At 62.4% G+C, this 17,204-nt stretch carries 20 protein-coding genes; 18 read left to right on the top strand and 2 right to left on the bottom strand.

Going from position 1 to position 17,204, the window contains the following annotated elements:
- Positions 1-22: 22 nt before the first annotated feature.
- The 17 genes from PHLH3_RS21110 (at position 23) to PHLH3_RS21030 (ending at position 14,145) form a co-directional block, all read left to right on the top strand.
- Positions 23-454 carry a phage protein gene (locus PHLH3_RS21110; protein WP_213625664.1) on the top strand — a complete coding sequence of 144 codons (432 nt, stop codon included), beginning with the start codon at positions 23-25 and terminating at the stop codon, positions 452-454.
- Positions 455-456: 2 nt separating this feature from the next.
- Positions 457-864 carry a phage tail assembly chaperone gene (locus PHLH3_RS21105; RefSeq protein ID WP_173172329.1) on the top strand — a complete coding sequence of 136 codons (408 nt, stop codon included), beginning with the start codon at positions 457-459 and terminating at the stop codon, positions 862-864.
- A complete protein-coding gene (locus PHLH3_RS21100) occupies positions 861-1,025 on the top strand; it encodes a hypothetical protein (protein ID WP_173171722.1) in 165 nt (54 codons plus the stop codon). Before PHLH3_RS21105 ends, PHLH3_RS21100 begins: the two co-directional genes overlap by 4 nt.
- Before the next feature lie 16 nt (positions 1,026-1,041).
- Positions 1,042-2,460, top strand: coding sequence for a hypothetical protein (locus PHLH3_RS21095; protein ID WP_213625663.1), 1,419 nt, complete (start codon positions 1,042-1,044; stop codon positions 2,458-2,460).
- 15 nt (positions 2,461-2,475) lie between these two features.
- Positions 2,476-3,228: a phage baseplate protein gene (locus PHLH3_RS21090; RefSeq protein WP_213625662.1), complete on the top strand. Its 753-nt coding sequence runs from the start codon at positions 2,476-2,478 to the stop codon at positions 3,226-3,228.
- Positions 3,225-3,542 carry a hypothetical protein gene (locus PHLH3_RS21085; protein ID WP_173172336.1) on the top strand — a complete coding sequence of 106 codons (318 nt, stop codon included), beginning with the start codon at positions 3,225-3,227 and terminating at the stop codon, positions 3,540-3,542. Before PHLH3_RS21090 ends, PHLH3_RS21085 begins: the two co-directional genes overlap by 4 nt.
- The gene (locus PHLH3_RS21080; protein ID WP_213625661.1) at positions 3,539-4,399 is read left to right on the top strand and encodes a hypothetical protein; all 861 of its coding nucleotides are present in this window, start codon (positions 3,539-3,541) and stop codon (positions 4,397-4,399) included. Before PHLH3_RS21085 ends, PHLH3_RS21080 begins: the two co-directional genes overlap by 4 nt.
- Complete coding sequence (locus PHLH3_RS21075; protein WP_173172340.1) at positions 4,392-5,033, top strand: Gp138 family membrane-puncturing spike protein; 642 nt, start codon at positions 4,392-4,394, stop codon at positions 5,031-5,033. The genes PHLH3_RS21080 and PHLH3_RS21075 overlap by 8 nt, the downstream gene beginning before the upstream one ends.
- A 10-nt stretch (positions 5,034-5,043) precedes the next feature.
- The gene (locus tag PHLH3_RS21070) at positions 5,044-5,397 is read left to right on the top strand and encodes a hypothetical protein (RefSeq protein WP_213625660.1); all 354 of its coding nucleotides are present in this window, start codon (positions 5,044-5,046) and stop codon (positions 5,395-5,397) included.
- Positions 5,398-5,462: 65 nt separating this feature from the next.
- Complete coding sequence (locus tag PHLH3_RS21065; RefSeq protein WP_213625659.1) at positions 5,463-6,608, top strand: baseplate J/gp47 family protein; 1,146 nt, start codon at positions 5,463-5,465, stop codon at positions 6,606-6,608.
- Positions 6,605-7,243: a DUF2612 domain-containing protein gene (locus PHLH3_RS21060; RefSeq protein ID WP_213625658.1), complete on the top strand. Its 639-nt coding sequence runs from the start codon at positions 6,605-6,607 to the stop codon at positions 7,241-7,243. The genes PHLH3_RS21065 and PHLH3_RS21060 overlap by 4 nt, the downstream gene beginning before the upstream one ends.
- Positions 7,240-8,829 carry a phage tail protein gene (locus PHLH3_RS21055; protein WP_213625657.1) on the top strand — a complete coding sequence of 530 codons (1,590 nt, stop codon included), beginning with the start codon at positions 7,240-7,242 and terminating at the stop codon, positions 8,827-8,829. The genes PHLH3_RS21060 and PHLH3_RS21055 overlap by 4 nt, the downstream gene beginning before the upstream one ends.
- Entirely contained in the window at positions 8,829-9,326 is a 498-nt protein-coding gene (locus tag PHLH3_RS21050) for a DUF4376 domain-containing protein (RefSeq protein ID WP_213625656.1), read from the top strand. Before PHLH3_RS21055 ends, PHLH3_RS21050 begins: the two co-directional genes overlap by 1 nt.
- 240 nt (positions 9,327-9,566) lie before the next feature.
- Entirely contained in the window at positions 9,567-11,372 is a 1,806-nt protein-coding gene (locus PHLH3_RS30500) for a hypothetical protein (RefSeq protein ID WP_244862922.1), read from the top strand.
- Between the two features lie 348 nt (positions 11,373-11,720).
- The gene (locus PHLH3_RS21040; protein ID WP_213625655.1) at positions 11,721-13,028 is read left to right on the top strand and encodes a hypothetical protein; all 1,308 of its coding nucleotides are present in this window, start codon (positions 11,721-11,723) and stop codon (positions 13,026-13,028) included.
- Positions 13,029-13,135: 107 nt separating this feature from the next.
- Positions 13,136-13,765 carry a glycoside hydrolase family 19 protein gene (locus tag PHLH3_RS21035; RefSeq protein ID WP_213625654.1) on the top strand — a complete coding sequence of 210 codons (630 nt, stop codon included), beginning with the start codon at positions 13,136-13,138 and terminating at the stop codon, positions 13,763-13,765.
- Positions 13,762-14,145: a hypothetical protein gene (locus PHLH3_RS21030; protein ID WP_213625653.1), complete on the top strand. Its 384-nt coding sequence runs from the start codon at positions 13,762-13,764 to the stop codon at positions 14,143-14,145. Before PHLH3_RS21035 ends, PHLH3_RS21030 begins: the two co-directional genes overlap by 4 nt.
- A 297-nt stretch (positions 14,146-14,442) precedes the next feature.
- Here PHLH3_RS21030 and PHLH3_RS21025 read toward each other — a convergent pair whose 3' ends face one another.
- Entirely contained in the window at positions 14,443-14,952 is a 510-nt protein-coding gene (locus tag PHLH3_RS21025; RefSeq protein WP_213625652.1) for a DUF4124 domain-containing protein, read from the bottom strand.
- Between the two features lie 316 nt (positions 14,953-15,268).
- Here PHLH3_RS21025 and mgtE point away from each other — a divergent pair, with 316 nt between their 5' ends.
- Positions 15,269-16,711, top strand: a complete 1,443-nt coding sequence (gene mgtE, locus PHLH3_RS21020; protein WP_173172367.1) for a magnesium transporter — start codon at positions 15,269-15,271, stop codon at positions 16,709-16,711.
- A 123-nt stretch (positions 16,712-16,834) separates the two neighbouring features.
- Here the strand turns inward: mgtE and PHLH3_RS21015 are convergent, their stop codons facing one another.
- Entirely contained in the window at positions 16,835-17,161 is a 327-nt protein-coding gene (locus PHLH3_RS21015; RefSeq protein ID WP_031287390.1) for an Arc family DNA-binding protein, read from the bottom strand.
- Positions 17,162-17,204: the final 43 nt, after the last annotated feature.

Below are 17,204 nucleotides of genomic sequence, written 5' to 3'. Positions count from 1 at the left end.
TTTTCTTTTCCGGAGATTTTCCATGGCTATCTATGACCAGAACCAACTGTCCGTCCTGATCAACGGCTACGAGATCCGCGACTGGGCCACCGGCGCCGACGCCCTCAAGCTGGCCTTCAACAACGCCGCCGGCACCCTGAAGATGGGCAGCAACGGCAGCGGCGTGTTCGTCGCCAACAACGACCGCTCCGCGACCCTGACCCTGAAGCTCAAGCAGCATTCGGCGGACAACAAGTACCTCAACGGCCTGCGCGCCCTGCAGGACGGCAACCTCAAGGCCTTCGTGCCGCTGACCCTGGAAGTGCGCGACTTGCTCAACGAAGACCTGATCAGCGCCACCAAGGGCTTTTTCACCACGCGTCCCGAAGTGACCCGTGGCAGTGAAGCCAACGACACCCAGTGGGTCATCGTCTTCGAACGCGCCAACGTCAGCCTGGAACAAGGGGTCGCCTGAACATGAACGCCGAACATCGCATCAACCTGGATGGCATCACCTACCTCATGCGCCCGGCCAACGCCATGCCGGCCTGGAACGCCCTGAAGAAGGCTGCGCGCCTGCTGCAGGGCATCGAGATCAAGCGTGGCGAGGGCGGTGAGTCCCTGGCCATCGGCGCCATCCTCGCCAACCTGGGCGATCCGGTGGTGGCGGAAATCGAGGCGCTGGTGATCCAGCAGGTCAACGTGCAGCCCGCAGACGGTGCGGCCTTCCGCCTGGCCGACCGTGCCGACGCGCATTTCAACCAGCATCGCGGCCACCTGCTGCCGCTGCTGATCGAGGGGGTGAAATACCAGTTCGCCGATTTTTTCGCCGCCGCCGTACCCGCCCTGTCGGCGATTCTGCCGGTGCCGGCCAAGGCGGAGTGACCGACTGGTTCCTCTTCACCCCTGTCATGCGCCAGCTCTGCACCCTGCATGAGCTGCGCGCGCTCTACACCCTGGCCGACCTGTGCGACTTCCACGATGCGATAGCGGAGTGGGACGACGCACAGCGTCAGGCCCATGAGAGGCAGGCCAATGGCAAGTGATATCGAACAACTCAGCATGGAGTTCTCTCTGGGCTTGCAGCAGATCAGCAATTCGCTGAGGCAGGAGCTGTTGGTCATCAGCAATACGCTGATGCAAGAGATGAACTTCGTCACCAACCTGAAACAGAAGGTGGAGATCACCAGCAACGCGCTGACCACCAACACCCAGAACAACATTACCTACATCGACACCCTCACCCAGGTGCAGGCCAAGGTCGAAGAGGTTTCGGGCGGCACATCGAAGTTGGCGGGCGGTCTTTCCACCATGGCGTCCAAGCTCTTCGACTTCGTGTCCTCGTCCATGGATAGCCTGAGTGGCCTCAAGGCCGGCCCGGATGCACTGGGCGCGGTGACCGACGAGCAGGCCCAGGTGGCTGAGCGCTACAAGGGCGGCCTGGAGCGTCTCGACAAGGTGCTCGAAGCGGTCCGGGTCCGGGTCGCGCTCGGCGTGGCGCCGCAGCTCACACACCTGGCCGATCGCTTCCTGGCGCTGGTGGACGCCAACAAGGAACTGATTGCCGATGGCCTGCTGAAGACCATGACGCTGGTCGGCGAGGGCATCGACGCGGTGGTGAATTTCGCCCGCGGCGTGGATGCCGTGGTGCAGGCCACCGTCGGCTGGGAATCCGCCTTGACCCTGCTCGGCGCCGCGCTGGGCTGGGTCGGTCGCGCCAGCATCCTGGCCTTCGCCGCCAACCCCATCATGTGGGTCGCCGCCGCCCTGGTGGTGGTGATCGCCCTGGTGGATGACTTCATGACCTACCTCGACGGTGGCGAGTCGGCCCTCGGCGAGTTCTGGTCGCCATTCGCCAAGGGTTTGCGTGCCGTCAACGCGGTGCTGACCGAGTTCAAGGCGCAGTTCGCCGCGTTCTGGGCGGAAAACGGCGAGACCGTCATTGCCTTCGGCGAAGGCCTGATGACGGTGATCGGGGCCAGCATCAGCAATATGCTCAACCTCATCAGAGGGGTTATCGCCCTGTTCAACGGTGACTTCGCCGGCATGAAGAAGGCCTTCGATGGCTGGATCGAGGGTTTGAAGGTGCAGTTCGAGGTGATCGGTGGCGCGATCAAGAAGGTTGCTTCTGCCGTTGGCTTCGGTGGCTCGGAAGAGGAGCCGAAGGAGGGGGCGCCGGCCGAGAAGTCGGGTGGCCTCTTTTCCGGCATCACCGACTTCTTCAGCTCCGGTTCGGACAAGACCGGCGCGCCACAACTGGTTGCCGGTGTACAGGACGCTCAGAGCCGCGCAGCTCTGGGCGCTGGCGTGGGCGCGGTGCCGCTGACGGCCCCGGCGAGCAACAACAGCTACAACCAGACCGTCACCGTTCACGTGAGCGGAGATGACTCGCGTGCCATCGGCTTCGAGGTGGCCGAGCAGGTCGCACGCAACCAGCAACGCCTGACCACCCACAACAACAGCAGCGAAATTAGGCAGTGAGGTGAATCAATGGTCATGCTGATCAACCGTCGCATCGGAACCTTGAGGCTCGATGCGGTGATAAGCGAAACACATAAATCAGAACTCAAGATCACCGAGAACCCGGTGGAGAGCGGTGCCAACATCGCCGACCACGCCTACGTGCAACCCCGCAACCTGGTCATCAAGGGCATCGTGGTCGAGCACTACGACCCGCTGGCCAGTCTGGCCATCGACAGCATGCCGGGGGTACGCAATGGCAAAGGGTTTCTCGACAACATCCTGCCTGGCCTGCTCTCGCCCCGCACCCCGCAGGGCGAGAGCCGTGCCAAGCGCGAACTGAAAAGCTGGCTGGAACCCCTGGCGGATGCCACCAAGGCCCGGCCCCTGGCACCCTGGATGCTGGAGTCCCAGCCCTTGTCGCGCTTCGACAGCTCGCCCAGCCAGTCACGGCTGCAGCAGATCTACCAATGCCTGCTGGACACGCAGAAGGCCGGTGAGTTGCTGCAGGTGCAGACCGGCTTCTACCTGTACAAGAACATGCTGCTGAGCACCATTGCGGCCACACAGACACTCGACGGTGCCATCGAGCTGGACCTGACCCTGCGTGAGGTGCTGGTGGTGGAAACCCGTGTCATCAACGGCGTGGTCACACCGGCTGCCGGTACCGAGCGTTCCGGCCGCAGTGAAAAGCAGGGCGCCGCGAAGAAACCCCAGGGCAAGACCACGCCCAAGGCCGATGCGCGCAATGAGAGCTTTTTGCACGCGATGAAGAGGATCTTGCTATGAAGCGAATCCCCATCAGCAGCGAACCGCTCCAGGAACAGAGCTTCGATTTCGCCGGGCGGCGCCTGCGCCTGACCCTGCGCTACAACAGCATCGGCGACCATTGGGCCCTCGATCTGCTGGATGAGTCCGACAACACCTGGCTGGCCCAGGGCCTGACCCTGGTGGTCGGCGTGCCGATGCTCTGGCGCACCACCCTGCCGTTCTTCCTCTGGCTCGACGACCTCAGTGGCGTCGGGCTCGATCCCATGGGCGGGAATGACATGGGCAGCCGCTGCCTGCTCTACATCGGCGAGAAGTCGGAGGTGCAGCCATGAGGCAGTTCGGCCGGCAATACCGCCTGGTACTGGGCAGCGAGGAGAACGGCCTGGTGATCGACAGCCTGCGGGTGGCGTTCGAATTCACCAAGGACATCGCCGAGACCCCCAACAAGGCCGAGATCCGCATCTGGAACCTCAACCGCGAGCACCGCGAATGGCTCTACGGCAGCGACTTCCACAAGGTCTGGATGTGGGCCGGCTACAGCGAACTGCGCCTGCTCTATGCCGGTGATATCACCGCCGTGGCGCTGGAGCGCAAGGAGCTGGACAACGTCATCGTCCTCACCTGCAACACCGGTGACACGGACATGCGCCAGGCACGGGTGAGTACCACCCTGGCCGCCGGCAGTACGGCGGACGACCACGTGAAGGTCGCCGTGGCCAGCATGACCGGCACGGCGCCCGGACAGATCGTCCTGCCCAGGCAGCGCCCGTTGCCCCGGGGCAAGGTGCTCTCCGGCCTGAGCCGCGACGTGCTGAGCGAAGTGGCGGCGGAGCAGGGCGCCGACTGGTCGATTCAGGATGGCGACCTGCTGCTGCTTCCCGCCGGCTACGTGCTCGACGACCAGGCCGTGTTCCTGTCCCAGGAGACCGGGTTGATCGGTGCGCCCAAGGAAATCAAGGGCGGCGGGCTGGAGCTGACCTGCCTGATCGACCCGGCCCCCCGGATCGGCGGCACGGTGCGGGTCAAATCCATCGAATCGCGCTACGACGGCGACTACAAGATCGTCGCCATCAACAGCAAGGGCGACGTGATGGAGAAGGACTGGTACTGCGTGCTGTCGGTGATCGGCGGCGAATTCCAGAAGAAGGACGCCGCCAAGACCGGCAAGGGAGGCAAGGGCAATGGGTAACTACGACTGGCAGACCCCGTCGATGGACAAGGCCAACCGCTCCACCATCGACGCCCGTCTCAAGCGCCTGCACACAGCGCTGCCCGGCCGCATCGTCGCCTTCGACGCTGCGCGCCAGGTGGCCAGCGTGCAACCGATGATCGAGCAGCAGCTCATGGATGGCTCGCGCCAGGCATTGCCGCTGCTGCCGGACGTGCCGGTGCAATTTCCCCGGGGCGGCGGCTTCGTGCTGACCTTCCCGGTCAAGCCGGGCGATGAGTGCCTGCTGGTGTTCAACGAACGCTGCATCGATGGCTGGTGGCAGTCGGGCGGCTCCTCGGAGCCGCTGGACTATCGCCAGCACGACCTGTCCGACGCCGTGGCGATCATGGGCATCAGCTCGCTGCCCCAGGTCGTCCCGGCCTTCGCCACCGACGCGGTGGAATTGCGCCGGCTGGACGGCTCCGCCTACGTGCGCCTGGACGAGGGCGGCACCCTGACGCTGGACGGCGCCAAGGTGCTGATCAAGTGCCCGGTGGTGTTCGAGGCCGGCATGACCGGCAAGGGCGACGTGGTCTCCAACGGCATCAGCCTGGAGCGCCACCTGCACGGCCAGGTCATGGCCGGCCCCGCCGTCACCGGCGTGCCGCAATGAGGACATGACAATGAGAGTGAGACGAATAGACAAGGACGGCGACTGGACCTTCGGCCAGGGCCGCAATAACTACGCCGACGGCAGCGAATGCGTGGCGCAGCGCGTGTGTACGCGCCTGCGCTCCTTCAGCGGCGACTGGTTCCTCGACCTGGAGCACGGCCTGCCCTGGCTGCCCCGCATGGAGCGGCCGGCGGACCTGGCGCAGATCGAGGTGGACATCAAGCGCTGCATCCTGACCACCGAGGGCGTGAGCGAGATCCTGGACTTCCAGATCAGCGAAACGCCCGACGACAGGCGCCTCGGCATCGCCGTGACCCTGCGTGACAGCCAGGGCACCCGCCTGAGCGCCAGCGTCCAGCGCTGACCGGCCGCAGCCGCCGTCATACCGAAGCCCCACCTCGCGTGGGGCTTTTTCTTTGGAGAACCAACATGGGACAACTGACCAACAAGGGCTATGTCGGTGAACGCCTGGACAGCATCCTTGCGGATCTGGACCAGGGTTTCCGTGCCATCTATGGCAACGACATCGACCTTGCCCCCGACAGCCCGGACGGCCAGATGCTCGGGCTGATCGCCCAGATCCGCGCCGACCTGGAAGAGCTGGGCGAGGTCACCTACCGCGCCCTGGACCCGGACCACGCCAGCGGAGCCTGGCTGGAGCAGCGGGTCGCCTACGCCGGCCTGACCCGGCGCCAGGCACGCTACAGCTACCTGCGTGGCGCCGCCCTCACCGGTCGCGCCGGCACCCTGATTCCCGCCGGCTCCGTGCTGCGGGACATCAACCGCGGCCGCTGGCTGCTGGTCGCCGACACCACCCTGGGCGCCGATGGTTCGGCACGCGCCGACCTGCGCAGCGAACTGCTCGGCGCCTTCAACCTGCCCGCCAACAGCGCACTCGCCATCGAGACGCTGGTGCTGGGCTGGGACACCGCCACCAGCCTGGCCGCCGCCGAAGTGGGCGCGGAAGAGGAGACCGACCCGGAACTGCGGGCGCGCTTCTACCGCAGCCGCGCCCGCCCGGCGCAGAACAGCCTCGACGGCCTGGTGGCGGCCCTGCTGCAACTGGCCGACGTGCGCCAGGTTGTGGGGCTGGAGAACACCGGCTCCACCCCGGACGCGGACGGCGTGCCGGGCCACAGCCTCAACCTGATCGTCGATGGCGGCGAGGAGCAGGCCATCGCCCAGGCGATCTTCCTGCGCAAGCCCGCCGGCACCGGCCTCATGGGCCAGCAGTCGCGCACCGTGGTGGACGGGCAGGGCGTGAACCGCCTGATCCGCTTCGACCGCCCGGCGATGGTGGACTGCAAGGCCTTCGTCCAGCTGCGCCGGGACGCCGAATTCACCGCCATCGACGTCGCCGCGATCAAGGCCCAGCTGTCTCAGCTGGACTTCCGCATCGGCCAGGACGTGCAGCTCTCCCGGCTCTACAGCCCGATCAACACGGTGCAGGGCTTCTGGGTCGAGCAGCTGAAGATCGGCCGTCGCGGCGGCGCCCTGGCGGCGGACAACATCGTCGTCGGCGTGCGTGAACGGGCCCGCTTCGCCCAGGCCGACATCGAAGTGGTGGTGCTATGAGCTACGACCGCCTGCTGATCTGGCAGTACCAGGGCAAGCCCCGGGCCGCCGCCACCGCCGAACTGCTCTCGCGACAGTTCGGCGATACCTGGCAAGGGCTGGCGGCGCTCCCCGAGGCACTGGACATCGACAACGCCGAAGGCGTGAACCTCGACCTGGTCGGCAAGCATGTCGGCCAGGGCCGGGTGCTCCCCGGCCTGGCCCCGCGCAGCCTGTTCGGCTTCCAGGACGTGGCCGGCGCCAAGGGCTTCGGCAAGGGCAAGTGGTACCGCATGGGCGACCCGCTCGGCGACTCGGCGGTGCTCGATGACGACGACTACCGCTTCCTCATCCGCTGCCGCATCGCCCGCAACTACCAGCTCGGCACCATCGAAGACATCAGCGCGGCGCTGCGCTTCATCTTCAGCAGCGAAACGGTGGTCTTCGACCAGTACGACATGAGCCTGACGGTGGTCATCCGCACCGACCAGGTCAGCGACTTCAAGCGCTATGCGCTGAACACCCTGGACATCCTGCCGCGCCCGGCCGGTGTCCGCATCCAGTTCTACGTCGCAGTGCCCCAGCGGGCATTCGGCTTCCGTGGCGCCCCGGGCGCCCTCGGCTTCAACCAAGGAAAATTCGCGAGGTTCCTATGACGCAATACACCCGTCCCGACGAACTGGTCTTCGCTTCCGGCGCCAAGCCGGGCGAGCTCCAGAGCTTCCCCGACATCCCCCGCGGCTGGGGGGTGACCTTCGACCAGACCACCGGCGTTCCGCCGATGGAATGGTTCAACGCCCTGTTCAAGCGCAGCGATGAAGCCGTGCGCTACCTGCTGCAACGCGGCATCGGCGAGTGGTCCACCACCGAGGACTACCCGACCGGTGCCCACGTGCAGGAGGGCGGCAAGGTGTGGAAGGCGAAGGCGGCGAACGTTGGTAAGCGGCCGTCGATCAACCCCACCGAGTGGGTGGAGACGGCGCTGACCCGTGATGCCCTGAAGACACTGATTCAGGAGCAGCTAGGGGGCGGGACCCTGAACTTCGGCCAATGGCTGTGGAGCGCTGCAACCTCTGGCGCTCCGGCCAACGGCTACCTCGCGTTGAATAATTCAACTCCGGCCAATGCCACGGCGCTGCTGATCGCCAAGTCCAGCAACGAAGGGCTGGACTACAGCCGGGGCCTCAGCATCCTGCGGGCCGGGGACACCATCTGCTTCCAGAGTCGCGATGGCGGCAGTGTGGTCCAGCGTTTCCGTGTCACCGGGGAACTGGTGGACAGCGGGACCTATCGCTCGGTGCCGGTTACCCATGTCGGTGGGGCGGGTGGCGTGCCGGCGGCGAATGCTTCGCTGCAGGTGTTGCTGACGCCGGCGGGGGCTTCGGACGCGGCTCAGCCTTTATTTTCCGTCATGTGGTGGCCTTATCGAGCATCCGTTCCTGTGGGGTGGGTGCCCGCTGACGGCCAGGCGTTATCCCGGGCAACCTACCCTGACGCCTGGGCGGGCATCGTAGCGGCTCAGGTGCCAACCATCGCAGAGTCGGCTTGGCAGTCAACGCCGACGGAGCGTGGTCGCTATACCTCAGGCGACAGCGTTACTACTTTCCGTGTGCCGGATTACAACGGCAAGGCGGTGGGGTCTCTGGGGGCAGTATTTCTGAGAGGTGACGGTGCTCTTTCAGCGGCAGTATCGGGTGCTATTCAGGCAGATGAAATCAGGAGTCACGATCATGTGTCTGGGTCGTACGGTGGGAGTTATGGTGCTGGCAGTACTGCCTATGGCTCCGTTGGGATGCCTGCTGGGGCGGATAAAGTATGGGCAAACACTAAGCCTACCGGTGGAGCTGAAACTCGCCCGCTTAACGTCACGGGTTGTTGGGTCATCAAACTGGCTGGCAGCGTCACCAATGCCGGAAGTGTCGATGCTTTGGCTCTAGCCTCCGCTTACGCGTCCTTGGTGACACGCATGGAGTCTCTGGAAGCCCGGCCACGCCCCTTGGGCGATGGTCAAACATGGCAGAACCTGACCGCTAGCCGAGTTTCAGGTACGACTTATACAAACACGACCGGGCGGCCGATATTCGTGCAGGCAAGCATTAGTACGGGCGGTATAACCGTGATCTGCAATGGCGTGTCGATAATCCCGAACGGATTTCATGCGGCATTCGTTGTGCCTAATGGGGGCACCTATTCAATTGCATGGACTAACAACTTGAACGCAGTTTGGGCGGAGCTTCGCTAATGAAATTCTTTCGAAATACCCAGAGTGGCGAGGTTTTCGCCTACGAAAAAGACGGTTCCCAGGATCACCTGATCAGCAAGGAACTGGTACCCATGACCGCCGCTGAAGTCGAGTTGCATATCAGCCCGGTCCGGCAGCCGACTGCAGCCGATGTAGATGTCGAGCGTGACCGTCGCATGACTGCTGGGTTCGAGTTCCAGGGCGCCCTGTTCCAGTCCAGGCCGAGTGATCACGAGAACATTATCGGGGCTGCCCAGCTGGCTTTCATGGCCGTGGCCGGCGGCGCCCAGCCGGGTAATCTGCGCTGGTCGGATCCGAACCAGGACTTCACCTGGATCGCGGCCGACAACAGCCTGGTGCCCATGGATGCCCCGACTGTCGTGGATCTTGGCAAGGTAGTGATTGCTCGCAAGCAGGCACTTATCCATGCGGGGCGCCAGTTGAAGGATATGGAGGCGATCCCCGGTGACTACGCCGATGGCAAATGGTGGCCGTGATAGGCCTGATCGGCTGATGTAACGCTTATTTGCGGCCCGCACTTCGCGGGCCGTTTTCTTTCCGACCGACTCGTTGTCGGTTTTGTATCGAAGGCTTGGCGTTCGTTGGTTCGTTTTCGGTGGGGCACCTGACCACCTTTATTTCCGGGCGGCAGACCGAATCCCGATAGGGCCGGCGCCGTTCAGCCACCTGGTGACCACCGGTGGTTTTCTAGCAAACGAATCGAACGAGGTTTACCCATGACTCAATACAATCGCCCCAACGAGATGGTCTTTGCTTCGGGTGCCAAACCCGGAGAGCTGGAAAACTTCCCCGATATCACTCGAGGCTGGGGGGTGACCTTCGACCAGACCACCGGCATTCCGCCAATGGAATGGTTCAACGCCTTGTTCAAGCGCAGCGACGAAGCCGTGCGCTATCTGCTGCAACGCGGGATTTCCGAGTGGTCCAACACCGAGGACTACCCGGTTGACGCCCATGTGCAGGAGGGCGGCAAGGTGTGGAAGGCGAAGGCGGCGAATGTTGGCAAGCGGCCGTCCCTTGGCACTGGTGAATGGATCGAGACGGCCATGACCAGTGATGCGGTGAATGCCCTCATCCAGGATCAGCTGGGAGGCATCGGTATCAAGGGGCGGGTGCGCGTGGCCAGTACTGCGAACCTCGGTCTTAGCGGGTTGCAGGTGATTGATGGCATCAACTTGGTGGCGGGCGACCGTGTGCTTGTGAAAAACCAGGCGGCTGGTAAGGACAACGGTATCTATGTTGTCACCACCGGTGCCTGGAGCCGCTCCACGGATGCTGATACCACGGCCGAGATGACCCCCGGCCTAATGGTCGCGGTGGAGCAGGGCAGCAGCCAGGCGGACAGCGTTTGGCAATTGGTCACTGACGGCCCCATCAACCTTGGCACCACGGCACTCGGCTTCGAGATGATCTTCGGACGCAACCTTGTCACGGCCGGTAGCTACGACATCGTTACGGTGAACAACCGTGGCATGGTGATTGGTGGCGCACCGCGGCAGGTGGTCACGCTCAGCACGGATACCACCCTGGCCGGCAGCCAGATGAGTCTCGTAGTGATTGACGCCAGCGCGGCGGCCCGCACCATTACCCTGCCCGCTTCCAACTCCGCCCTCGGTGTCGTGGACGTGATCGTTCGCCGCCAGGACAACAGCGGAAACCGGCTGGTGGTACAAGCCGCCAATGGTGACCGGGTGCGTTTCCACACGCACCTCAACAGCGCGGGATATTCGTTCTTCGTGTTGATGGGCGCAGGAGATTACTGGCATCTGCGCAGCGATGGGGCGGGGAGCTGGTACCCCTTGGATCGGTTGGACAACACCCCACTGGGACGACCGGTGTTCGATACCAGTACGCTGATTCTTCCTGGTGGTTATGGCGCGCTGAATGGCAGTTTGCTTAGTCGGGCTGAGTGGCCGTGGCTTTGGGATCATGCTCAGCAGTCGGGAATGCTCGTGGGCGAACCTTGGCGAGTAGGTATGGAGGGCGGATGGACCAGTGGAGACGGATCAACGACATTTCGTCTACCGGACTTGCGTGGCGAGTTCTTGCGTGGATTGGATGAGGGGCGTGGGGTCGATCAGTCTTTTGCCACTGGCAATCTCACTATCGGCAGCCCAACCATTGCATCTTTTTCGACAGCAGGTGTTGTTGCAGTTGGCATGTCTGTTAGTGGCAGCGGTATACCAGCTGGTGCAACGGTAACCTCCATTGCAGGCAGCAGCATTACGCTCTCGACCAATGCAACTGCAACGGTGGCAGTGGTGAAGCTGATAGTGGCTGGGCGAGTTTCCGGGAGTAGCGAAAGCGATTCGATGCAAGGTCACTGGCATGGCTCGAGACCCGGTACTTCTCTCAATGGTTCGCCAGGCAACTGGAACGGCAATGGATCTGGAACGAATGGCAACTACAACATCATCAGCACGGGGGACCCTGTGACAGATGGATACAGTGGAGCTCCCCGTACTGGCCCAGAGACCCGACCGCGCTCCGTGGCTTACCCATCGAGAGCCAAGTTCATATAGTGATTTGATTCGTCCCAGGTCTTTAAAGCGCTTGTGACCGGATTTGGTTGGTGCTACCAGCAATTATCCTAAAAGCGCGAAGTTTTCGTTCAGTCGATGCAATCGCATGCGACTGACTGATTCAGTGCTTGTTTCCGGCCCGCTTTCTGGCGGGCCGTTTTCTTTACTGACCGGCTCGTTGCCGACTTGTATCGAAGACATGGAATTCGTCGATTCGTTTTCGGTGGGGTGACTGACCACCTTTATTTCCGAGCGGCAGACCGAACCCACAAGAGGGGAGGCACCGCTCAGCCGCCCGGCCAATCGCCGGGTGGTTTTCTAGCAAACGAATCGAACGAGGTTTTATCCATGACTCAATACAATCGCCCTAACGAGACGGTCTTCGCCTCGGGGGCCAAGCCTGGGGAGTTGGAAAACTTCCCTGATATCGCCCGTGGCTGGGGCATTGCTTTCGACCAGACCGATGGCATTCCGCCGATGGAGTGGTTCAACGCGCTGTTCAAGCGCAATGATGAGGCTGTTCGTTATCTATTGCAGAAGGGCATTTCCGAATGGTCGCCAACAGAGGACTACCCGATAGGTGCTCATGTGCAAGAGAGCGACAAGGTTTGGAAAGCCAAGGTCAGTAGCTCCGGGAAGAGACCTTCTCAGACTCCTTCGGACTGGGTGGAGACTGCGCTGAACCGAGATGCCTTGGTTACGCTGATCCAAGAGCAGTTAGGAGGCATTGGAGTAAAGGTCCGAGTACGAGCGGCCAGTACCGCAAACCTCAACTTGAATGGCTTGCAGACTATTGACGGAATTAATGTGCTCGATGGCGACAGGGTTCTAGTAAAAAATCAGAATCTGGAGGCGGCCAACGGGATTTATGTGGTGTCCTCAACTGCTTGGGTTCGTGCTAGTGACGCTGACAGCAGTAACAAAGTTCAACCAGGGATGCTGATTCATATCGAGAGCGGAAACTCCCAGCTCAATAGCCTCTGGCAACTGGCAACCGACGGACCAATTGTCTTGGGCTCAACTGGCCTTGCTTTCGAAATGGTGGCGGGCTACACCGGAGTTGATCCTGGTACCTATCGATCGCTTACAGTGGATCGCTACGGCCGCATAACTGCGGGTAATAACCCAGGCACATTGGCCGATTACGGTATCAGTACTGCTACCCAAGCCGAAGCGGAGGCTGGCTCCGATAACTTCAAGCCGATGACGCCATTACGAGTCGCTCAAGCGATCTATGTTCGGCTTGTTCAGGCAACCGAGTCAGTGCTTGGCATAGCTAAGATTGCAACTCAGGCACAGACCAACGCTGGCACGGACGATGCAACCACAGTCACGCCCAAGAAACTGCGGGCAGGATTTTCTGCGAGCCTTGGTGTCAACGGCTATATCTCTTTTCCTTCATGGCTTGGAGGGGTGATTTTCCAGTGGGGTTACTACAGTGGTTCCCTTGACGACTTGACTGCACTTATTACGTTTCCTATCCCCTTCCCGAATCTCAATATGAATGTTTCCGTAACCGCGGACGGTGGGCAATCAGGGGCGGGTTATTTTGTCACTGCTGGCGCACAAAAGGTGAGTACTGCACAATTTCGATTAAACGGCTATGGAACCAACATGCCTTCCATTGGTTATCACTGGTTCGCAATCGGGTACTGAGGTAGTTATGCGTTACACACTCTTAGTGGTGGTAATGAATTCTGATTTATTGATCAGTAGTCCTTAGTTTTGGGCAGATATGTACCATGAGGGGCGTTTATTGAAACATGAGAAAAATTGAAAATCTTCTACTGCAGTTATCTCCTAACGCCCGCCCCGATGCGGGCGTTTTCATCTCTGCCCTTGAACAGGCTCTGCCGCTCTTCTCCATCTCAACCGCAGCCCGCCAATCCGCCTTCCTGGCCCAGTGCGCCCACGAGTCCGCTGGCTTCTCCCGTCTTGCGGAGAACCTCAACTACAGCGCAGCAGGCCTTGCGACCACCTGGCCCGGACGGTTCCGGAGTGACGATGGGCAACCCAATGCGCTGGCGCGTGCCTACCAGAGGCGGCCGGTGGTGATCGCCAATCATGTCTATGCCAATCGCATGGGCAATGGCTCGGAGGAGTCGGGTGATGGTTGGCGTTATCGGGGCAGGGGGCTGTTGCAGATCACCGGGCGTGGCATGTACCAGCGTTGCGGGGAGGCCTTGTGCCTGCCGCTGCAGGAGCAGCCGGATCTACTGTTGCAACCGGAGCCGGCGGTGTTGTCCGCCGCCTGGTTCTGGCAATCCAATGGCCTGAATGCTCTGGCCGATGCCGGCGACTTGGAAGGCATCACCCGCCGAATCAACGGCGGGCTGAATGGCTTGGCCGAGCGCAAGGCGCTTTGGCTCAAGGCCAGGGAGGCACTGGAATGAGCCCGGTCGCTCTCTGGAAATGGCTGGCGTTGTGGTGGATGGCGATGTTGCTCGTCGGGCTGGGGGCCTGGGGTGCCGCTTGTATCTATCGTCCGCAACTGGAGGAGCTGGGCCGGCAGTTGGCCGAGTCCCGTAGCGGCGCCGAGACCAGCCTGCTAGCGCTGCAAAAGCAGAATGCCGCTGTAGCCGAGCTGGAAGCCCGGGCGGCGGACAGGGCTCGTCAGGTCGAGCAGTTGCAGGCCCGGGCCGCCCAGATGGCACGACAGGACTACGCTGCGGCGGCCCGGGTGATGCTGGAGCCGCCGCTGGTGGGTGTCGATGCCTGCGAGTCGGCGCGGCGGGCTTTTGCCGATGAACTGAAACGGGAGCGCGGGCAATGAGGTTCGCCGGGTTATCAGTGCTCGTCGTGTTGTCTGGTTGTGCCTCCGATGAGCCTCGCGTGGCCGGTCTCGTCGAGGTGAAGGTGCCGGTGATGGTCGCCTGTGCGGTCACGCTCCCTGCTGTCCCTGCCTTTGCGGTCGACTCGCTGGCGCTGGATGCGCCGATCGACCAATAGATGAAGGTCCTGCGTGCTGAACGGCTGCAACGCATCGGTTACGAGCGTGAGCTGCTGGCCGCACTCGGGGCTTGCCGCTGAGCCCGACAGGGCTCGTTTTCCCTTCCTTTCGGGCGCTGTTTCAGCGCCCGCCTTTAACGCAGTCATGCTCGTCGAACGTGACGAGCTGGCTGCGTCCTTTTCCCTTCTTCGCGACATAGTGATAGCGGGTCTGTCCGTTGGTACGGCTGATCTTGTCCGGCTTGCCCAGCATGCTGTCCACGTCGCTCCGGGTCATGCCCGTCCTTACCTGCTTGCGCACCATCGCCTGGCGCCGTTCCTGGCCGACGATGCGGTTGCCGCAGCCATCCTGTCTCTCCCCAACTACTTCTATTTCCCTGGGCTTCTCGGCCTGTTCCTTCCGTGTGCTTCGCGTTATCCGTTCCACCTTCGCCGGTGGCAACAGCGCCTGGCTGTCCTGCATGGATTCGATTCGTTCCCGCACTTCCACCAGTTCGTCATCGGGGCAACCCAACTGGGTGAAGGTGACGTGCCCGTGTGCGTCCTCGCAGCGGTAGATGGAGGCCGCCAGCAGCGGGCTTTCGAGGGCGATATAGAGCAGAAGCGGCAGTGTGCAGAGCGGGGTGCGCATGGCGATGTCCTCCGTGACGGTAGCCTCCGAAGGTATCTGCTTTAATTTCTTCCTAACGGTGTCTCCATGGAGGGCACCGGCGTCGTACGGAAGGTGAAAGCGATCTCAGCTTTGCATCGCAAGCGATTGTTCTAGCCACGATTTTGTAACGCGCAAAATGACCGTCCGGTGTTATCATTGCGCAGTCAGCCTCGCCGAGGCTTTTGGACACCCCTCATGGACTTACCCAGTAGTTACTCAACACCGCATTTGCACGATCGCGTATTGACTGATTGACCCTCCTTGGCGTGCGCCGCCACTGGGGGTGGAGCGCGCTATGACCGAAGTAGAAGTAAGAAAGTCGCAAGAAAGCCTGCAGGACCGCCTCGCTCAGGTGGTCGATCTGCTGCATCGGCACAAGCTGGTCGAAGACCTGACCCACCGTCAGGAAGGCCAGCACCAGGATCTCGTCGAGAACCTCGTCCATCGCCAGAACCTCGCCGAGCTGCAACGCAAGCTCGATGAGCTGCACCCGGCCGACATCGCCCACATCCTCGAAGCCCTGCCGCTCGACGATCGCCTGACCGTCTGGCAACTGGTCAAGGCCGAGCGCGACGGCGACATCCTCCTTGAAGTCTCGGACGCGGTCCGCGAGAACCTGATCGCCGACATGGACGATCACGAGCTGCTCGCCGCCGCCAAGGAGATGGACGCGGACGAGCTGGCCGACCTCGCGCCCGAGCTGCCTCGCGATGTGATCCACGAGCTGATGGAGACGCTGGACGCCCAGCAGCGCGAGCGCGTGCGTTCCGCCCTGTCCTATGAAGAGGACCAGGTGGGTGCGCTGATGGACTTCGAGATGGTCACCATCCGTGAGGACGTGACCCTGGAAGTGGTGCTGCGCTACCTGCGTCGTCTCAAGGAGTTGCCGGGCCATACCGACAAGCTCTTCGTGGTGGATTACGACGGCATCCTCAAGGGTGTGCTGCCGATCAAGCGCCTGTTGGTGAATGACCCCGACAAGCAGGTCGCCGAGGTGATGGCCAGCGATCCGGTGAGCTTCCACCCGGACGAGGATGCCTACGACGCCGCCCAGGCGTTCGAGCGCTACGACCTGATTTCTGCGCCGGTGGTGGACAAGAACGGCAAGCTGATCGGCCGCCTGACCATCGACGAGATCGTCGACCTGATCCGTGAGGAGAGCGAGACGGAAGTCCTGAACATGGCCGGTCTGCGCGAGGAGGAAGACATCTTCGCCTCGGTGTGGAAATCGGTCGGCAACCGCTGGGCCTGGCTGGCCGTCAACCTGGTCACCGCCTTCATCGCTTCGCGGGTGATCGGCCTGTTCGAAGGCTCGATCGAGAAGCTGGTGGCATTGGCGGCACTGATGCCCATCGTGGCGGGCATCGGCGGCAACTCCGGCAACCAGACCATCACCATGATCGTCCGCGCCATGGCGCTGGACCAGGTCAGCACTGGCAACACCTCGCGCCTGATGCGCAAGGAGCTGGCCGTGGCGTTGGTCAACGGCCTGGTGTGGGGTGGAGTGATCGGCCTGGTCGCCTATTACCTCTATGACAGCTGGTCCCTGGGGGCGGTGATGACTGGAGCGATGACGCTCAACCTGCTGCTTGCCGCCCTGATGGGCGTGCTGATCCCGATGACCCTGGTTCGCCTGGGGCGGGACCCTGCCATGGGGTCCAGCGTGATGATCACCGCCATGACCGACAGCGGCGGCTTCTTCATCTTCCTGGGGCTCGCGACCGTCTTCCTGCTCTAGAGCTCGTTGTCATGCCCAAGGCCCCGCATCTGCGGGGCCTTTTGCTTTCCGGCGGGTGAACGCCAAATCGCGGGCAAGAAAAAGCCGCCTCAGGGGGCGGCTCTCAATCGACGTGCTGCGAACTCAGGCTTCTTCGGCGGCGAGTTCGGCATCGTGGGCGATCAACGCAACCAGCGCATTCTGCTGGCGACGGGAAAGCTGGCGGAAGCGTTGCAGCAGTTCGCGCTCGTGCAACGACAGCTCTGGGCTGTCCAAGCGCATGGACAAACCTTCGTCCAGAGCGCCTTCCTGGAGCATGCTCTGCTCGAGGCGGGCGATGATCTCGGAGTTCATGCTGCGGTGATGGTTACGCGCCACATCGGCGATGCGCTCGCGCATGCCTTCGGGCAGACGGACGACGAATTTGTCAGCTGTGCGGCTGGAGTAAATAGCCTGTTTCATAGGGCGCATACATTTAAACCGGTTAGTTCAGGGAGCGATGCTGGCAATGAGC

It is taken from the genome of Pseudomonas sp. Pc102 (assembly GCF_018408275.1).
GTDB lineage: Bacteria > Pseudomonadota > Gammaproteobacteria > Pseudomonadales > Pseudomonadaceae > Metapseudomonas > Metapseudomonas tohonis.
The sequence above is the reverse complement of the archived record's forward strand: the minus strand, read 5'-3'. Positions and strand labels throughout refer to the sequence as shown.

Bases quoted from the DNA above. Each gene is read 5' to 3' on its own strand.
- PHLH3_RS30500 (WP_244862922.1), top strand. From the start codon at position 9,567: ATGACTCAATACAATCGCCCCAACGAGATGGTCTTTGCTTCGGGTGCC.
- PHLH3_RS21090 (WP_213625662.1), top strand. From the start codon at position 2,476: ATGCTGATCAACCGTCGCATCGGAACCTTGAGGCTCGATGCGGTGATA.
- PHLH3_RS21065 (WP_213625659.1), top strand. From the start codon at position 5,463: ATGGGACAACTGACCAACAAGGGCTATGTCGGTGAACGCCTGGACAGC.
- PHLH3_RS21095 (WP_213625663.1), top strand. From the start codon at position 1,042: ATGGAGTTCTCTCTGGGCTTGCAGCAGATCAGCAATTCGCTGAGGCAG.
- PHLH3_RS21085 (WP_173172336.1), top strand. From the start codon at position 3,225: ATGAAGCGAATCCCCATCAGCAGCGAACCGCTCCAGGAACAGAGCTTC.
- PHLH3_RS21110 (WP_213625664.1), top strand. From the start codon at position 23: ATGGCTATCTATGACCAGAACCAACTGTCCGTCCTGATCAACGGCTAC.
- PHLH3_RS21025 (WP_213625652.1), bottom strand. From the start codon at position 14,952: ATGCGCACCCCGCTCTGCACACTGCCGCTTCTGCTCTATATCGCCCTC.
- PHLH3_RS21040 (WP_213625655.1), top strand. From the start codon at position 11,721: ATGACTCAATACAATCGCCCTAACGAGACGGTCTTCGCCTCGGGGGCC.
- PHLH3_RS21080 (WP_213625661.1), top strand. From the start codon at position 3,539: ATGAGGCAGTTCGGCCGGCAATACCGCCTGGTACTGGGCAGCGAGGAG.
- PHLH3_RS21075 (WP_173172340.1), top strand. From the start codon at position 4,392: ATGGGTAACTACGACTGGCAGACCCCGTCGATGGACAAGGCCAACCGC.
- PHLH3_RS21030 (WP_213625653.1), top strand. From the start codon at position 13,762: ATGAGCCCGGTCGCTCTCTGGAAATGGCTGGCGTTGTGGTGGATGGCG.
- PHLH3_RS21035 (WP_213625654.1), top strand. From the start codon at position 13,136: ATGAGAAAAATTGAAAATCTTCTACTGCAGTTATCTCCTAACGCCCGC.
- PHLH3_RS21060 (WP_213625658.1), top strand. From the start codon at position 6,605: ATGAGCTACGACCGCCTGCTGATCTGGCAGTACCAGGGCAAGCCCCGG.
- PHLH3_RS21015 (WP_031287390.1), bottom strand. From the start codon at position 17,161: ATGCGCCCTATGAAACAGGCTATTTACTCCAGCCGCACAGCTGACAAA.
- PHLH3_RS21105 (WP_173172329.1), top strand. From the start codon at position 457: ATGAACGCCGAACATCGCATCAACCTGGATGGCATCACCTACCTCATG.
- PHLH3_RS21070 (WP_213625660.1), top strand. From the start codon at position 5,044: ATGAGAGTGAGACGAATAGACAAGGACGGCGACTGGACCTTCGGCCAG.
- PHLH3_RS21055 (WP_213625657.1), top strand. From the start codon at position 7,240: ATGACGCAATACACCCGTCCCGACGAACTGGTCTTCGCTTCCGGCGCC.
- mgtE (WP_173172367.1), top strand. From the start codon at position 15,269: ATGACCGAAGTAGAAGTAAGAAAGTCGCAAGAAAGCCTGCAGGACCGC.
- PHLH3_RS21050 (WP_213625656.1), top strand. From the start codon at position 8,829: ATGAAATTCTTTCGAAATACCCAGAGTGGCGAGGTTTTCGCCTACGAA.